This window comes from Dorea sp. MB18-49 (assembly GCF_023669465.1).
GTDB classification, from domain to species: domain Bacteria; phylum Bacillota; class Clostridia; order Lachnospirales; family Lachnospiraceae; genus Dorea_A; species Dorea_A longicatena.
This window is the reverse complement of sequence record NZ_JAMOYX010000057.1, coordinates 1-16,432: the sequence shown is the minus strand read 5'-3', so window position 1 is coordinate 16,432 and position 16,432 is coordinate 1. Positions and strand designations below refer to the sequence as shown.

The following is a 16,432-nucleotide window of genomic DNA, read 5'->3' as shown; positions in this document are numbered from 1 at the left end:
ATATAAATACAGTGTAAGTTATCACATCTATTTTTTCAACCGAAATCTTAGTATACTTCAGTTATAGGATGGTACGAAAGATGAGTAGAATTAAGATTGAACTGGAAAAGGTATTAAAAGAGAGGAAGATCAGCAAGAATCAGTTATGCTATGCATGTAAGCTGCAGCATACCCAGCTGAATAATTATTGTAAGAACAAAGTCGTGAGAGTTGATCTGGCCACGATCGCGAAGATCTGCGATTATGTGGGATGCAGTATTGCGGATATACTTGTGTTGGAGAAGGATGAAGAACCGGAGCAAGAGATAGCGGAAAAGTAAAAAAAGACTACAGATTTTAAACGTGCGATGATTAAAAAAGGAGATTATTATAACTTATTAATAAATGAGTGCAATAATCTCCTTTTTATTGACGAAAAATAGTATACATGATAGTATAAACCCACAGATGATGGTCTATCAGAGAGACTGTCATATATCTTCAAATTTTAAATGTTAATTTTCAATAATTTTTCAGAAATCAGAATCGACAATTCATGACAAATCAACCCTGAATCGGGGAACGTTTCTCATAGAAAAGAACTACAAAAAATAAGAAAATAAAAACGGAAAACCATTGTCTGTAGTATAAGTATTTGTTATTATAAAGTAAATAGAGGATATTTTACAAAGTAAAGCTTAATCTAGAGAATCTGTCAGCGGCAGGCCGCTGTAGATACCAAGGTATACAAAAGGAGAATAAAGAAATGAAAAAAGAAGACATGTCCTGTATCGACTGCGCAGTAAAAAACTGCAACAAAATGGATAAAACCTATCCGGATTTCTGTCTGACAACACACATGGATGAAGAAGTCTTAAATGAAGCAATGGAGTGCTATAACGAGGATGACAACCGTAAAGTAACGATCGCTGCAGCTGAAGTAGAGTATGAGAATTACTGCAAACATACCCGTGTTGAAGAAATCATGGATTTCGCAAAGAAGATTAATGCGAAAAAGATCGGGATCGCAACCTGTGTCGGATTGTTGAAAGAAAGCCGTATCCTGGCAGATATCCTGCGCAGACACGGTTTTGAGGTGTATGGTGTCGGCTGCAAGGCAGGGACACAGAAGAAAACATCGGTCGGCATCCCGGAATGCTGCGAAGGTGTCGGTGTGAATATGTGTAATCCGATCCTGCAGGCAAAGCTTCTGAACAAGGCGAAGACGGACCTGAATGTTGTGGTCGGACTTTGTGTGGGGCATGACAGTCTGTTTTACAAATATTCCGAGGCACTGACTACGACAGCAGTGACGAAAGACCGTGTACTGGGGCATAATCCGGTGGCGGCGCTTTATACTGCGGATAGTTATTATTCGAAGTTGAAGAAGAGTGAAGAAGAGTAATATTTCTAATTTGGGCGTTTAAAGATACATGAAGATATAACAAAGCGAAAAATGAAACTAGAGCTTGTGTAAATGTTCTGTTATAATAAATTATTAAAATGAGAGGGGGTGTAAACATGGCAAGTATAAAAGATGTAGCACAAAAGGCAGGAGTCGGTGTTGGAACAGTATCAAGAGTACTGAATAACAGTGGATATGTATCGGATGAGACACGTGAAAAAATAGAAGAGGCTATGAAAAATCTTCAGTATACACCGAATGAACTTGCCAGAAATCTGTATCATAAAAAGAGTGGGATCATTGCCGTTCTGGTGCCAACAGTAGAAATTCCTTTTTTTGCAGAACTTGTACATAATATTGAAGCGGAACTCTATAATGAAGGATTCAAGATCATGTTATGTAATACAGATAAGGCACATAATGCAGAACTCGAATATCTGGATATGTTAAACAGGCATATCGTGGATGGTGTGATTACAGGTGTACATTCCTTAGATGTAGAAGAGTACAAAAAGATAAAAAAACCAATCGTTGCATTTGACCGTTATTTGGGAGAAGATATTCCTGTGGTTACAGTCGATCATAAGGAGGGCGGACGACTGGCGGCGGAAATTCTGCTTAAGAATGGGTGTAAAAAAATAGTACATTTCAGAGGTGCAACTGCAGTAGAGTCGCCATATCATGAAAGACATTTTGAATTCGCAAGAATTATGAAGGAACAGGGAGTAGAGTGCTTTGATTATGAACTGGCATGGAATAAATTTGATCTGGAGTATTATAAGTATGCGGTAAAAGATTTGTTTGACAGACTGGATGAATGGGAATTTGATGGGATATTCGGAACAGATCTGGTTGCAATCGAGTGTATGAATGAGGTTATCCGAAGACATAAAAAGGTTCCGAAGGATGTAAAATGTGTGGCTTATGATGGAACATATATTACACAGATAGTAGAACCAAGTGTGACTTCAATTGTTCAACCGATAAAAGAACTGGCAAAAGAGGCGGCCAGGTTAATTTGTGAATTGGTTAATGGGAAGACATATAAAAATGAAAAAGTAACATTAGGAGTATCTGTGAGAAAGGGGAGAACAACAATGGAATAGTAAAAATGCACAAAAACAGTGCACAAAATTTGATAAAATAAACGAAATGACGAAAAAATGTTGACATCTGAGCAGCTAAGAGTTATATATAGATTATACAAATCAGTCACGTGCACAGCTGAATTTATTTTTTTTAACAAACATGGAACGGGTTCCATAAAAAGATGCGGAATTATTTTTTTTAAGAAACATGGAACGGGTTCCACAAACAATAATTTACTCATTTAGGGAGGAAAAACTATGAAGAAAAAAAGTTTAAAAAAGGTTACATCTGCAGTATTAGTTGCAGCGATGTCGATGGGACTGCTTGCTGGATGCGGAGGAAGTAAGTCATCAGGAGAAGCAAAAACGGATGCGGACGGGGCAACCGTCATTAAATTTGGTATTCATGTGGCAAACCCAAAAAAACAGGAAACGGTTACTTACAATATTGTTCAGGGATTTAACAAAGAAAATAAAGGAAAATATAAAGTAGAATTCGTGGCAGCTGATACAGAAGCACATTCAAAAAATATGAAATTGGCAGCACAGGATGGAAGTCTTCCGGAAATTGTACATTTAGATTCAGCGGAGGCACCGAAATACAATGAGGCCGAATACTTATTAGATATGTCTGATTTCCTGAAAGAAAATAAAGACATTGATGATGCACTGGATGGTATGGAAGATGCATTCAATGATGGAAAAGTACAGTATGGACTTCCATATCAAAGTAATGTTCAGGGATTTTTCTATAATAAAGATTTGTTTGATAAAGCTGGGATTGCTTATCCAACAGATGATACAACTTATGACGAATTCCTTGATATGATCGCAAAACTGAAAGATTCAGGAGTTACACCAATCGCAATCGGAAGTAAGAACAGTGGATACTCAATGTGGGAGTTCAATGAATTCTTTTCAAGATATGGATGGGAAGATAATGAAAAATCCTATACTGGTGATAAGGCAAAATATTCAAACGATGATATGAATGCATGTTTTGAAAAAATAAAAGGACTTGCAGATGCCGGAGCATTTCCGGAAAATATGGCAACAATCGAATATTTTGACGCAAAACAGCTTTTTAATGAAGGAAAAGCAGCAATGTTCGGAACAGGTCAGTGGGACTGTGCAGAATTTGATAAAAATATCGGTGAACACATCGGATTTTGGTGGGGACCAAAATTTGAGGATTCTTCTTATGAACAGAATATTGCAATGAAAGTTCCGGCAGCTCCGCTGGTAGTAAGTTCAGCGGTAAAAGATAATGATAAAGCAAAAGAAGCTGTGTATGCATTTTTGAAATATTATTATGGAGAAGAAGCAGCAAAGATTTCTTATGAAGGATCCATTTTCCCGGCAACCAATTATGATGGTATTGCAGCAACAGATTCACAGTATGCAATGAATGCAATGATCACAGCACTTGGAAATGGATGGAAAACACCAAAAGCAGCTCCGGACCAGACAGTTACTCCGGCAGTTCAGGAAGCAATGTATGATGCAATATTTGGTGTTATGCAAGGAACATACAGTCCGAAAGATGCTTTAAAAAATATGGATTCGGCAGCAGCAAACTAGACAGACGTTAATATTGGCTGACACTGCATGGGACCGCCATGAAGATTTGTCATGGTGGTCCCGGATATAAAGAGGATGAGCGTATGCATTGGTTAAGTAAAAAGAGATACAAGATAGGATTGGTAATTCCGACACTGGTTGTGTATATGGTATTTATTATTATTCCTATTGGAATGTCAATTGGATATAGTTTTACAAAATATTCTGGAATTGGAAAGGCTACATTCAACGGATTGACAAATTATATGAGATTATTTAAAGACCGTTTGTTTTGGATATCCTTAAAGAACACAATGATTATGTTTATATTGGCATTTGTATTGTTATTGTCTTTATCTTTTCTCATTGCTTTGTTACTGAATAATAAATTAAAAGGAGTGGATTTTTCAAAGTCATTAATCTTTTCTCCTGCGATTATCGCACCGATCATTGTTGGAATTATCTGGGTTTATATATTAGATCCAAACATTGGTATTATCAATAATGTTCTGGATGCGATAGGGGCATCTGGTTTGAAACAAAAATGGATAGGCGGCAATACACTGTCTCCGTACAGTATCGCGATTATCTATTTCTGGCAGCAATTAGGATATCTGGTAACGGTATTTATTGCAGGTCTTAAAATGATACCGGGAGAGGTGTTGGAAGCAGTTGAAATAGATGGTGCGAGTTTTATACAGAAGACAATGTATGTCACAATTCCAATGATGAAATCAACGATTTCAACAGTAGCGGTTCTGATCATTACAGGGGTGTTTAAGATCTTTGAAATTGTGCAGCAGACAACAGGAGGAGGTCCAAACCATCTGTCTGAGACGTTGGTTACATATAGTTACTCAATGACATTTAACAGTGGAGATTATGGTTATGGAATGTCTCTGGCTACATTTACATTCCTTCTTTCACTGGTGATCACAGGTATTTATTCAATACTTACAAGAGAAAGAGGTGAATAGGAATGGTACCGAAAAGAAAGAAAATTGCAATGTATGCTGCGATGATCATTATAACAGCGATTGTTGTATTTCCATTTTTATGGATGGTATTGCTTTCGTTCAAATCAAGTTCAGAGATCATGTCTAATCCATTGGCAATGCCGAAGGCATTTAATCTCGACAACTTCAAACATGCATTGGAAACATTAAACTTTCCACAATTATATGCGAACACTTTTGTTGTATGTATATTATCTGTTGTGTTGGAACTTATTATTACATTCTGCAGCTCTTTCGTAATTGCAAGAATGGAATTTAAGCATCCGAAGGCAAAGAGTTTATTGTATGGATTTTTGATTTTGGGATTATCTGTTTCACCATTTATTTTATTGTTCCCGGTATATAAGATTAATATCTTTTTCGGGTTGAAAGGAAAATGGGCATTGATTTTTCCATATGCAGCAAGTTCGATTTCATTCAATACGCTTCTTCTGACAGCATATTTGAAACAGCTTCCTACGGAAATTGACGAAGCGGCTGTAATAGATGGCTGTAACATCTGGCAGCTGATGATGAAAGTTATTTTGCCAATGGCAAAGCCGGTTATTGCAACAATTGTCATTTTTAACGTGTTATACATATGGAATGAATATCCGTATGCATCTGTAATGCTGAAAGATGTATCTGATTATACACTTTCTATGGGAGCTTCATTCTTCAAAGGAAATTATACGGTAGATTATGGTGGAATTGTAGCATCCAGTCTTATGATTATTGTTCCGGAACTGATCTTCTATGGATTATTCCAGAAGAATATTGTAGAGGGTATGACAGCGGGAGCTGTGAAAGGATAATTATTAACAAAAAGAAAAGGAGACTTATATTATGAGCAATGTATCAGGATTATTTAAAGATTTGACAACTGTAAAAAAAGCCAGAAACGGAAGACTTGCCAGCTGGGATCAGAGAGGTAAGAATCAGGATTATTGGGAAATCCCGGCAGGTGAGACAATCTCTCTTGGAGAAGTGGAAGGACCTGGATGTATCACACATATCTGGATGACTTCTTCCTGCAGAAAAGTAGTAGCACCAAGTATTCTTGATCCGGTATTAAATGCTTCAGCAGCTCCGGTTATGGAGATTCATCCGGCACTTGGAGTTATCTGGGATGATTATGATCCATTCTATTATAGAAAAGTTCTGATCAAGATTACATGGGATGATCAGGATACACCAAGTGTACTTGCACCATTGGGAGATTTCTTCTGTATTGGTAACAGTTATCCGGGCAATTTTTCTTCGCTGCCATTTAATGTTTCGCTGAAACCAGAAGAAGCAGGAAGATATGGAGCTCCTTGTTCTGTGTCATGCTATTTCCCAATGCCTTTTAATAAAAAAGCAAAAATTGAGATTGTAAATGAAAACGAACTTCCATTTATTTTATATTTCAATATTGACTATGAAATGTATAAAGAGCCACTGGATGAGAATACAGCATATTTCCATGCAAGCTGGCACAGAGAAAATCCTTGTCAGGGCTGGGGACCAGACCTTCAGACAAACTGTCCGGAAGTTAATAATGTAACCAATTTTAAAGGTGAGAATAACTATACGGTGCTTGACGTAGAAGGAACGGGACATTATGTAGGATGTAACCTTACTGTAAAACACTACCAGGGAAGCTGGTGGGGAGAAGGAAATGATATGTTCTTCATTGATGGAGAGGAATACCCGTCATTAAATGGTACAGGAACAGAGGATTATTTCAACCATGCATGGGGAATGCAGAAAAATGCATATCCATTCTTTGGAACTATTGTACATGAAAGTGATACGGATGGATTCCAGGTATCTTATCGTTTCCACATTACAGATCCAGTAAGATTTGAGAAGAGTCTGAAAGTTACGATTGAACATGGACATGCGAACCATCTGTCAGATGACTGGAGTTCAACAGCATACTGGTATCAGACACTGCCAACAGCAAAACCAATTACGATTCTTCCTGTAGAAGAGAGAATTCCAAATGTACCGGTACTTCCAGAACGCAATCTTCAGATGCCGGAATTAACAGAAGAAATGAAAGCAGCGAGAGAATCATGGGCAAAACGCTGGGAAGAGTATAAGCCTGCAAGAGAAGAACAGTTCAGAATTAAAGAAAATAAGGCCCGCCGGGAATCAAAGCTTAATACTGAATTTGCAAAGAAGCTTCGTGAAGAATATAAGTAATAATATCGGAGGCACAATATGTCAAAAGAACTGATGATTGAAAGAATAGAAAAAGCCCAGAAAGAAATTGAAGCAAAAAGAGAAACCGTACAGCAGGGAAAATTTCGTCAGGACTATCATTTTATGGCAGAAACCGGATGGATCAATGACCCAAATGGGTTGATATATTTTAAAGGAAAGTATCACTTTTTTTATCAATATAATCCATATTCCGGATTTTGGGACTGTATGCACTGGGGACATGCTGTCAGTGAAGATATGATTCATTGGGAGTATCTGCCATTAGCGCTTGCACCAAGTGAAGTATATGATGATCATTTGAAGGGGGGCTGCTTCTCCGGCAGTGCGATTGAACATGATGGAAAGTTATTCCTGATCTATACAGGAACCTGTAATAATGGAAATGGGTTTGAACAGGCACAGTGTATCGCATATAGTGAAGACGGGATCCACTTTGAAAAATATGACGGGAACCCGGTGATCACAGCACCGGAAGGTGTTCCAACAGATCTGTTCAGGGATCCGAAAGTATGGAAACATGATGATACCTATTATGTAGTCTGTGGAGCAAGCAAAAATGGATTTGCACAGGCAAGACTGTATAAATCGACAGATATGTTCCACTGGGAATTTGTCAATGTCCTTGCAGAGAGCAGAGGCGAATGGGGCTATATGTGGGAGTGCCCGGATTTTTATCCGGTAGGAGATAAATATGTGTTGATGTTCTCTCCGATGGGAGGAAAAGAGCGCACCAGTGTTTATCTGGTGGGAGATTTTGACTATGATACCGGAAAATTTTTCTATACAATTTCAGGGGAAATTGACTGGGGATTTGATTATTATGCACCACAGTCATTCCTGGCACCGGATGGCAGAAGGATTCTGGTAGGATGGGCGAATGCATGGGATTGGATGCCATTTTGGAAAGACTGGGGTCCGACATATCAAGAAGGCTGGTGCGGATTCTTTAACATTCCGAGAGAGGCGGTATTAGCAGAAGATAATACATTAAAGTTTATTCCTGTAAAAGAATTACAGGATCTCCGGAAGAATAAGCAGGAAGAAGCGGACATTCTGATAAAAGAAGACGAGAAAAAAGAACTTCGGAGTGGCTGTGTTTATGAAACGGAAATGCGGATAAATCTGAAAAAATCAACTGCAGACAAGATTAGGCTGAACTTAAGAATGTCTCGGGGAAAGAAGACAGAGATCCTATTTGATCTGAAGAGAGCGGAAGCATATTTTGACCGTAATAATTCCGATGGCTGGAGTAAAGGAGTCGCAAGATGTCCATTGAATTTAATGGGCAAAGAGCATCTGGATATTCATATTTATTCTGACAAAATTTCATTAGAAATATTCAGCAATGATTATCAGAATAATTTTTCTTGTAATATATATAATGTGGATGATGATCAGAAAAATGAAATGACAGCAATTGGTGGAGATCTGATGATTGAAAGCATTCGGTCATGGGAACTTGAAAAGACAATGAAATAATTATTCTCTCTCTGAAAAGGAATAACAAACCAGATTAGCAAAGGTTTGTTATTCCTTTTTGCATATTATTTATCTAACTTAAGTCCCGCCAGTGCCTGGGCAAATGCGTTATTCACCGGTTCGTCATTTTGCTGCTGCTGTTTCTTCAGATATTTCTGGACATCGCGCTTAGATACGCCGGCACCTTCTTTGGCACGACGGTTCTTGAATGCTTCCAGCTTCTCTTTGTAGCCGCAGGAGCATACAAATGTCTCACTGTCCCCCTTTTTGATTAGTTCCATCTTCTTGTGACAGTTCGGACATCTTGCATTGCTGGTGCGTGCGATCGTCTCGCGGTAGCCGCATTCACGGTCCTGGCAGACCAGCATACGGGAGTTCTTGCCTTTGACAGAAAGCATACGCTTGCCGCAGCGCGGGCATTTTGTATTAGTCAGGTTATCGTGACGGAAAGTTCCGTCGGAAGTCTTGATATCCTGAATTAATTCTTTGGTGTAGCTTTCGATATCTTTGATAAATACCTGTTCTTTGTGTGCTCCTTTGGCAATCTTGGCAAGTTCCATTTCCCAGGAAGCGGTAAGCTCCGGTTTTTTCAAATCTTCCGGGACTAATTCCAGAAGCTGTTTTCCTTTGGATGTCAGAAGAATCTCATTTCCCTTCTTTTCCAGCAGGAAAGAGTGGAACAATTTTTCAATGATATCGGCTCTTGTCGCTACGGTTCCGAGTCCGCCGGTTTCACCGAGAGTTTTTTTCATCTTATTATCATCAGAAGACATATAACGTACCGGATTCTCCATGGCGGACAGAAGTGTCGCTTCTGTAAAACGGGCGGGAGCTTTGGTCTTACCGCTTGTGATATTCGTGCGTGTGACAGTCAGGGTGTCGCCTTTGTGGAGAACAGGAAGTGCCTGCTCTGAAGCCTTTAAGTACATATCATTATTTTGGAAATCTTCTCCAAAATCTTCAGAATCTTCATAATCCCCGTAAGCATCATACTGTGAAGCAGAGGAACCGGAAGATGCAGCATCGGCATATACGGCCTTCCATCCGGCGGCTTTGATGACCTTTCCTTTTGCAGTAAATGTTTCACCTGCGGCTTCAGCTTTTAGTGTAGTCTGCTCATATTCAAATGCCGGATAGAGGACGCTGATAAAACGGCGTACGACCAGATCATAGATCTTGCGTTCATTGTTCGACATATGTTCCATCTGGACATATTCTTCCGTCGGGATGATCGCATGATGGTCGCTGACTTTTTTATCATCTACGAAGGTTTTGCTTGTCTTAAGCGGTTTCTTTAAGAGCTCCGGAATATATTTCTTATAAGGTCCGATATTGCAGGCTTTCAGGCGTTCTTTGATCGTTGGCACAATGTCCGTACCGATATAGCGGGAGTCTGTTCTTGGATAGGTGAGGACTTTGTGGTGTTCGTACAGACTCTGCATGATATTCAATGTCTCCTTTGCGGAGAAGCCAAAGCGCTTATTGGCATCGCGCTGTAATTCCGTCAGATCATAGAGGCCCGGGGAAGGTGTCCGTTTGGATGAGGTATGCACATCCGTCACGGTAAGTGTCTGGTTCTTTAATTTTTTATCAAGGCCGGTTATCAGCTCTTTGTTAAAGGAGCGCAGGGAACCGCTTTTCTTTTGCTGCCATGTCCATGTGACGATAGAAGCCATAGTGCCGACAGAACCACCGGTAACAGAAGTTGTACACCGCAGTCCATAATAATCTTCCGGTTTAAATGAACGGATCTGCTGTTCGCGGTGTGCGATCATGGCAAGTGTCGGTGTCTGTACACGTCCGCAGGAGAGCTGGGCGTTATACTTGCAGGTCAATGCACGGGTGGCATTGATCCCGACCAGCCAGTCTGCCTCTGCGCGGCTTCTTGCGGCATGATATAAGTCGTTGTACGCACGACCGTCCTTCAAGTGGGCAAACCCTTCTTTGATCGCTTTATCGGTAACAGAGGAGATCCACAGACGGCGGATCGGCTTATGACAGCCGGATTTGTCCAGGATCCAGCGGGCAACCAGTTCTCCCTCACGTCCGGCATCGGTGGCAATGATGATCTCAGAGACATCTTTCCGGAAAAGCTGTGTCTTTACATTATGGTATTGTTTGGATGTCTGTTTGATCACGACGAGCTCCCATTTCTTTGGAACCATCGGGAGATAAGACATATCCCAGGCTTTGAACTTTTTATCATATTCTTCCGGGTCTGCTAAAGTGACCAGATGGCCGAGTGCCCAGGTGACGATATAATTGCTGCCTTCGATCGCACCGGAAATGTTCTTGTGACAGCCGAGAACACGGGCGATATCGCGGGCAACAGATGGTTTTTCTGCCAGTACGAGTGATTTCATATATATACTCCTTTCAGATATAGAAAAACCCCGAAAACATGATGTTTCCGAGGTTATATAAGAGGCGCCAACCAGATTTGAACTGGTGATAGAGGTGTTGCAGACCTTTGCCTTACCACTTGGCTATGGCGCCATATGACTCCAACGGGAATCGAACCCGTGTTACCGCCGTGAAAGGGCGATGTCTTAACCGCTTGACCATGGAGCCGTATATTTATTTGTCATTGTGTTTTTCACACGACCGAGATTTAATATATCATAAACTCGGTTGTTTGGCAAGTGTTTTTTTGAATTTTCCAAAAAATTTTTATTTTTCAGATTTTTTCTTATTTTCTACGGACAGCAAAAGCTTTGCCTGCTTTTTTCTGTCCGCATCTTGTCCGGTTCATAATCGTAATAACGAATCCATATGTCCCTTACAGAAGTGTATGATATAAAATCAAACGTGTTACATCAGAATCAGATCTTACATGCCCCTGTCGTTATCTTAATTATTAGCGATTGTGATCTATCCTGTCCATATGCTCAATCAGCCGGAATATCTGACTTGTATATCCCCACTCATTGTCATAGAAACAAATGACCTTGAAAAAGTGGGAATTCACTTGAATTCCCTGCCTTGCATCAAAGATCGATGCATGTGAATCTCCGATAAAATCTGAAGATACCACTCATCTTATCCTTTAAAGCCGGAATGACAAGCGAGATTGCTTTTGCGGCTCCCGTTGTAGATGGAATCAGGTTACCAAATGCCGAACGTCCGGTTCTCCAGTCTTTCTGGGAACGGCTGTCCACAACCTTTTGTTTTGCAGTTGCAGCATGAATCGTTGACATCAGCCCATATTCGATTCCATAATTATCTTCCAGAACTTTACAGATTGGTGCAAGACAATTCGTAGTACATGATGCATTCGATACAACCGGCATATCCGATGTATATTTGTCATGATTAAGACATACTTGTCTGCCGGTTATCCTGTTCCGGTCTCTGTTGTTAGAGGGGCACTGTTTTTGGCTCTTTCTGATTCTTTTTGTACTCTGTTGTCAATGTAACATAGGACGATATAAAATGCAACACGTCCAAAAGTAATTAAAATATTAACGATTTTTTACATCTGATCAGCTTTCTCGACGAATCCCCATTCCAACTGGTTTTTCATTTCAATTCTGCCAGCACCTGATCATATTCCTTGTCCAGATGATATGCCAACATACAAATTGCAATTAATCCCCATGCCAATATCACTCCGTAAATATACAAATTTTTAATCATTGCGACAGCTTCCACTGTCTCTGTAACACTTCCGGTAAATCCGGATAGCTGCATCAGTTGACCGATTGCCCATCCGGCCACACCGCCACCAAATTTTTGCCCGACTGTAAAGGTTGAAAATATCAACGCATGCACACGGATTCCTGTTTTCCAATGGCCATAATTAATCACATCCGCCAACATGGTGAACGTAAGTCCGTTAATCGGAGCTTCTCCGAGTCCCCGCAGAATGGAAGCCACTAAAACTAATTTTATATTTTCCGGATTAATCATCAAAATAACTTGAGCAGCAATACATATGATAGCTCCTCCCAGGACCAGATTACGCTTTCCGAATTTCTTAATCAATGGTGCCATACAGATAATCCCAAGAATCCACGGAATTTTCTCACACGTCTGCATGACTCCCATAATTTCCGCATTTCCAAGCACATACTGCGCATAATAAGTAGATACTGTTCCATTGACATTCTGATATAAAGCAAGTGCCATTACCATCAAGAACATAATAATAAAATATTTATTCTGTAAAGCTGCTTTCAGGCGAACCAGGAACGGAAGATTTTCCGCTTCTGCTGCCGCTTTCGTGTGAAAACGTTCCTTTGTTCCTAAAAAGGTCCACATTAGCATTCCAAACGCAATAATTCCATATACCGCCGTTACTATAATCCATGCCCTCTGATCTCCACCAAGAAAGTTAATCAGTGGCAGTGATAAGGCGGTTACAATCATGTTGCTGACAGGCGACATAGACATTCTGAAAATATTTAATTTAGCCAGATCCTCTTCATCATTTGTCATCAACGGCGCCATTGCCGAATATGGAAGATTTAATGCCGTGTAGACAACTGTCGTACACAAATTATAAGTAACAAAGATATAGATTGCCTGTACCATTTTGCCCGCATGCGATGGGACTGCAAATAGTGCCGTAGCTGAAACCGCATACGGCGCGGCCATCCACAGAATCCACGCTCTTGCTTTTCCATGTCTGGAATTAATCTTATCCATCAATTGGGCAATCAAAAGATCTGAGACACCGTCAAACACTCTAGATACCAGCAGGATCGTACCTACTACTCCTGCTGATACTCCGATTACATTTGTATAAAAATATACGATAAGACCAGATGTGAGTGCATATACTACATTACACGCAACATCTCCCATACCATAAGCTATTTTTTCTGATATGCTTGTCTTCATATACATTCCCCACTTATTTTCCGTTCCGCTTATTTAAATCCTCAATGATTTGTGGATACATTTTATCAAGTTTGTAAAATTTTAACAATATAATATTCAATACTCCAACAACAAACGGAACTGCGATAAACAACAGTTTAATTGCAAGTACTGCAGATCCTGCCTGTGTATCAGCAAATGAAAGTGTTCCATCATATTTACTGAAGTTGAGTACCCATCCGATGACTGCCGTAACAATACCTGCCGCAATTGTTCCTACAAATCCCTGCATACTGAATGTCAGACCTTCGACACGAATTTTCGTTTTCCATTCTCCATATTCAACTGCATCACTTACCATTGCAGAAGACACTGCAAGCAGGAAGCAATATCCCACGCCACGCATAGCAGCTGTGATTATCAGTACTGTTGTATTTTCTGTAAATGGTAAAAGTATCACATAGCTGACACAGATAATCATCCATCCAAACATCGTAGTCTTTCCTTTTCCATACTTCTTCACAACCAGATGTACAAAGAAAAAGGTTGCAATTGCAGGAACGATATAAGCCGTATTCAATATGCTGATCATACTGCTATTATGAAGAACCGCTTTACTATAATATGTGTTTACCGTACTGATGGCCTGAAAGAAGATATTGATACAAATGGATATCACCATCAGCATGTGCCAGTATTTGTTTTTCAACACTGCTTTTACTCCGTCAACAACACGAATCTTTTCTGTCTTCGTCTCTTCATTTTCATGAATTCTCTCTTTACATCCTGCAAAACATAAAAAGAACAGAATTGCTGCAATAACTCCAAATATTCCATATACGATACTCCACGCTTTCTTTTCCCCCACATACTCTGTCATAAAGTTTATCAATGGGAGTGTTCCTGCTGTAACAAGGAGACTTGCAATCTGTGCAAACAACTGACGAAAGATATTTAACAATGTTCTCTGATACTGGTCTTTGGTCATCATTGTAGCCATAGATCCATATGGAATATTAATCAGAGAATAAACACTCATCATCGCATTATATGCAATAAATACATAGATAATCTGATACAGCTTTGCTACATCCGGAACTGCAAAAATTGCAAATGTTACGATTCCAAATGGAACTGCAAACCATAAAAGCCAAGGCCTTGCCTTTCCATATTTAGAATGTGTATTGTCAATCAACCATCCTGTAAGTAACGCAACAACTGCGTTGATCACCCTGGCAATGAGAAAAATGACTCCAATCGTTGCCGCATTGATATTTACCACGTCTGTATAATAGAACATCAGGAATGTTCCCGTAGATGCCCAGATAATATTACTTGCCGCATCACCACAGCCATAGGCCATCTTCTCTTTCAGACCAAGTTTCTTCCCTATTGTGTCCATCACTTCATTCCTCCTATCTAACGTTCATCATATTCTTTTCATCTGATACAGTACACAGCCATGGTTTTCTACTTCTTCTGTTCCTTCTGTTACCTTTTTTCCTGACCAGATTTCTTTTGCATCTTTTCGAAGATATCGCTCTGTCAATTTACCTGGAATTTCTTTCTTTTCATCTGATACGTTAAAGATTGCAATATATGTACTTTCCTTATTTTCACCGGACCAGACGATCCATTCATCATCTCTGTACTCCTGTCTCTGTCCTTCCAGCGTGCGATGCATTTCATTTACCTCTGTATTCGTCAGCAGTGAAAGAGTCCAGGCATCCAGATCAGCCAGTTCCCCGCCATACATTAGTGGCGACTGGAAGATAGACCATAATGTAATCATTGTCTTTTGTTCCGGTTTCGTAAAGCAAGTCATACGGTCTGCCTTTCCACGCTCACCGGAACGGATTCCAATATGTCCAAGCGGAAGCATATCGCAATCAGGCCAGTTTCCTTTACGGATAAATGGCGACCAATAATTACAACGATCGAACATATCATAGAGCAATTCCCACTCATCCCAGAAATCGTCTGTAAGTCTCCACATATTGGCATTCTTTTGGAGAAAGCTTCCATCCTGAAGTCTTGCCGGTCCCGGTGAAAGGGAAAGTACAATCTCCCGTCCCGTTTTATCAATGGCCTTTCGAATACCTTCAATCTCTTTTCTATGAGAATCTCTGTAAATCGTTGAATATGCAATGTCATCTACCTTAATGAAATCAACTCCCCATGAAGCATACAGTTCCATAAGAGAATCATAATATAACTGTCCTTCCGGAATTGACATATCCACTCCATACATATCTGAATTCCATGGACAAATGCTGTTAACAGCAATCTGATCTGCTGTTTTGTCCGTACCTTTGATATGCATTCTTCCGTGAACAGCCTGTCTTGGTATTCCTCTCAAAATATGAATGCCGAATTTCAAGCCAAGTTTATGTACATACTCCGCAAGTGGCGCAAATCCTGCCCCATCTGCCGAACTCGGAAAGCGATTTTCGGCCGGAAGTACACGACTGTATTCATCCATTTTCAAATCTGCGAATTTACGATATGCTGCAGACTCAGCCCCCGGCTCATACCATTGAATATCTACGACAACATAGTCCCATCCATATACTTTAAGCTTTTCTGCCATGATATCCGCATTTCTTTTTACTTCCTCTTCTGTGACAGACGCTCCATACACGTCCCAACTATTCCATCCTTTCGGTGGTGTTTTTGCAAATTCTAACATATCTTTTCCCTTACCTTTCTATATTATTTTAGGGTGCACAAAATACAGGTCACTTTTTGCAAACTGACTTTTTTTCTCATAACTATAGCTTTTTCTTTTTCTGTGATTTTGAATCGATTCGTTTCGTGTCTGATTTTTTAGATTATTTTTGTCTTTTCTTTCTCTTGTCTACATTGATATCATATACTATAATCTTATTATCATG

The 16,432-nt window shown here is 39.8% G+C and carries 14 protein-coding genes and 2 tRNA genes; 8 read left to right on the top strand and 8 right to left on the bottom strand.

Features of this window, described 5'->3' with window-relative positions; all coding sequences use genetic code 11:
• The first annotated feature begins 80 nt into the window (after positions 1-80).
• The 8 genes from NCY30_RS13225 (at position 81) to NCY30_RS13190 (ending at position 8,717) form a co-directional block, all read left to right on the top strand.
• The gene (locus NCY30_RS13225; protein ID WP_022416468.1) at positions 81-320 is read left to right on the top strand and encodes a helix-turn-helix domain-containing protein; all 240 of its coding nucleotides are present in this window, start codon (positions 81-83) and stop codon (positions 318-320) included.
• Between the two features lie 425 nt (positions 321-745).
• Entirely contained in the window at positions 746-1,384 is a 639-nt protein-coding gene (locus NCY30_RS13220) for a DUF1847 domain-containing protein (protein ID WP_028087315.1), read from the top strand.
• A 116-nt stretch (positions 1,385-1,500) separates the two neighbouring features.
• The gene (locus NCY30_RS13215; protein WP_055194163.1) at positions 1,501-2,490 is read left to right on the top strand and encodes a LacI family DNA-binding transcriptional regulator; all 990 of its coding nucleotides are present in this window, start codon (positions 1,501-1,503) and stop codon (positions 2,488-2,490) included.
• A 240-nt stretch (positions 2,491-2,730) separates the two neighbouring features.
• Positions 2,731-4,053 carry an ABC transporter substrate-binding protein gene (locus NCY30_RS13210; RefSeq protein ID WP_022415734.1) on the top strand — a complete coding sequence of 441 codons (1,323 nt, stop codon included), beginning with the start codon at positions 2,731-2,733 and terminating at the stop codon, positions 4,051-4,053.
• Positions 4,054-4,136: 83 nt separating this feature from the next.
• A complete protein-coding gene (locus NCY30_RS13205) occupies positions 4,137-5,009 on the top strand; it encodes a carbohydrate ABC transporter permease (RefSeq protein WP_055215302.1) in 873 nt (290 codons plus the stop codon).
• A gap of 2 nt (positions 5,010-5,011) precedes the next feature.
• Complete coding sequence (locus NCY30_RS13200) at positions 5,012-5,842, top strand: carbohydrate ABC transporter permease (protein WP_250818804.1); 831 nt, start codon at positions 5,012-5,014, stop codon at positions 5,840-5,842.
• A gap of 31 nt (positions 5,843-5,873) precedes the next feature.
• Positions 5,874-7,217, top strand: coding sequence for a glycoside hydrolase family 172 protein (locus NCY30_RS13195; protein WP_173734567.1), 1,344 nt, complete (start codon positions 5,874-5,876; stop codon positions 7,215-7,217).
• Between the two features lie 18 nt (positions 7,218-7,235).
• On the top strand, positions 7,236-8,717 hold the full coding sequence (locus NCY30_RS13190; protein ID WP_250818803.1) for a glycoside hydrolase family 32 protein: 1,482 nt from the start codon (positions 7,236-7,238) through the stop codon (positions 8,715-8,717).
• 65 nt (positions 8,718-8,782) lie between these two features.
• Here the strand turns inward: NCY30_RS13190 and NCY30_RS13185 are convergent, their stop codons facing one another.
• The 8 genes from NCY30_RS13185 to NCY30_RS13155 form a co-directional block, all read right to left on the bottom strand.
• Positions 8,783-11,080, bottom strand: a complete 2,298-nt coding sequence (locus tag NCY30_RS13185) for a DNA topoisomerase III (RefSeq protein WP_250818802.1) — start codon at positions 11,078-11,080, stop codon at positions 8,783-8,785.
• Positions 11,081-11,142: 62 nt separating this feature from the next.
• Positions 11,143-11,213: transfer RNA gene (locus NCY30_RS13180), tRNA-Cys, on the bottom strand.
• Between the two features lie 3 nt (positions 11,214-11,216).
• Positions 11,217-11,288, bottom strand: a tRNA-Glu gene (locus tag NCY30_RS13175).
• 286 nt (positions 11,289-11,574) lie between these two features.
• Complete coding sequence (locus NCY30_RS15405) at positions 11,575-11,751, bottom strand: hypothetical protein (RefSeq protein ID WP_334291763.1); 177 nt, start codon at positions 11,749-11,751, stop codon at positions 11,575-11,577.
• Positions 11,705-12,007, bottom strand: coding sequence for a glyceraldehyde-3-phosphate dehydrogenase (locus tag NCY30_RS13170; RefSeq protein WP_055181975.1), 303 nt, complete (start codon positions 12,005-12,007; stop codon positions 11,705-11,707). The genes NCY30_RS15405 and NCY30_RS13170 overlap by 47 nt, the downstream gene beginning before the upstream one ends.
• Positions 12,008-12,236: 229 nt before the next feature.
• Positions 12,237-13,559 carry an MFS transporter gene (locus tag NCY30_RS13165; protein ID WP_161159515.1) on the bottom strand — a complete coding sequence of 441 codons (1,323 nt, stop codon included), beginning with the start codon at positions 13,557-13,559 and terminating at the stop codon, positions 12,237-12,239.
• Between the two features lie 13 nt (positions 13,560-13,572).
• On the bottom strand, positions 13,573-14,940 hold the full coding sequence (locus NCY30_RS13160) for an MFS transporter (RefSeq protein WP_055181974.1): 1,368 nt from the start codon (positions 14,938-14,940) through the stop codon (positions 13,573-13,575).
• A 27-nt stretch (positions 14,941-14,967) separates the two neighbouring features.
• A complete protein-coding gene (locus NCY30_RS13155) occupies positions 14,968-16,227 on the bottom strand; it encodes a glycoside hydrolase family 27 protein (RefSeq protein WP_006427715.1) in 1,260 nt (419 codons plus the stop codon).
• Between the last annotated feature and the right edge of the window lie 205 nt (positions 16,228-16,432).

Excerpts from the sequence above, each read along its gene's own strand:
- NCY30_RS13225 (WP_022416468.1), top strand. The coding sequence starts at position 81 with ATGAGTAGAATTAAGATTGAACTGGAAAAGGTATTAAAAGAGAGGAAG.
- NCY30_RS13220 (WP_028087315.1), top strand. The coding sequence starts at position 746 with ATGAAAAAAGAAGACATGTCCTGTATCGACTGCGCAGTAAAAAACTGC.
- NCY30_RS13215 (WP_055194163.1), top strand. The coding sequence starts at position 1,501 with ATGGCAAGTATAAAAGATGTAGCACAAAAGGCAGGAGTCGGTGTTGGA.
- NCY30_RS13210 (WP_022415734.1), top strand. The coding sequence starts at position 2,731 with ATGAAGAAAAAAAGTTTAAAAAAGGTTACATCTGCAGTATTAGTTGCA.
- NCY30_RS13205 (WP_055215302.1), top strand. The coding sequence starts at position 4,137 with ATGCATTGGTTAAGTAAAAAGAGATACAAGATAGGATTGGTAATTCCG.
- NCY30_RS13200 (WP_250818804.1), top strand. The coding sequence starts at position 5,012 with ATGGTACCGAAAAGAAAGAAAATTGCAATGTATGCTGCGATGATCATT.
- NCY30_RS13195 (WP_173734567.1), top strand. The coding sequence starts at position 5,874 with ATGAGCAATGTATCAGGATTATTTAAAGATTTGACAACTGTAAAAAAA.
- NCY30_RS13190 (WP_250818803.1), top strand. The coding sequence starts at position 7,236 with ATGTCAAAAGAACTGATGATTGAAAGAATAGAAAAAGCCCAGAAAGAA.
- NCY30_RS13185 (WP_250818802.1), bottom strand. The coding sequence starts at position 11,080 with ATGAAATCACTCGTACTGGCAGAAAAACCATCTGTTGCCCGCGATATC.
- NCY30_RS13170 (WP_055181975.1), bottom strand. The coding sequence starts at position 12,007 with ATGCCGGTTGTATCGAATGCATCATGTACTACGAATTGTCTTGCACCA.
- NCY30_RS13165 (WP_161159515.1), bottom strand. The coding sequence starts at position 13,559 with ATGAAGACAAGCATATCAGAAAAAATAGCTTATGGTATGGGAGATGTT.
- NCY30_RS13160 (WP_055181974.1), bottom strand. The coding sequence starts at position 14,940 with ATGGACACAATAGGGAAGAAACTTGGTCTGAAAGAGAAGATGGCCTAT.
- NCY30_RS13155 (WP_006427715.1), bottom strand. The coding sequence starts at position 16,227 with ATGTTAGAATTTGCAAAAACACCACCGAAAGGATGGAATAGTTGGGAC.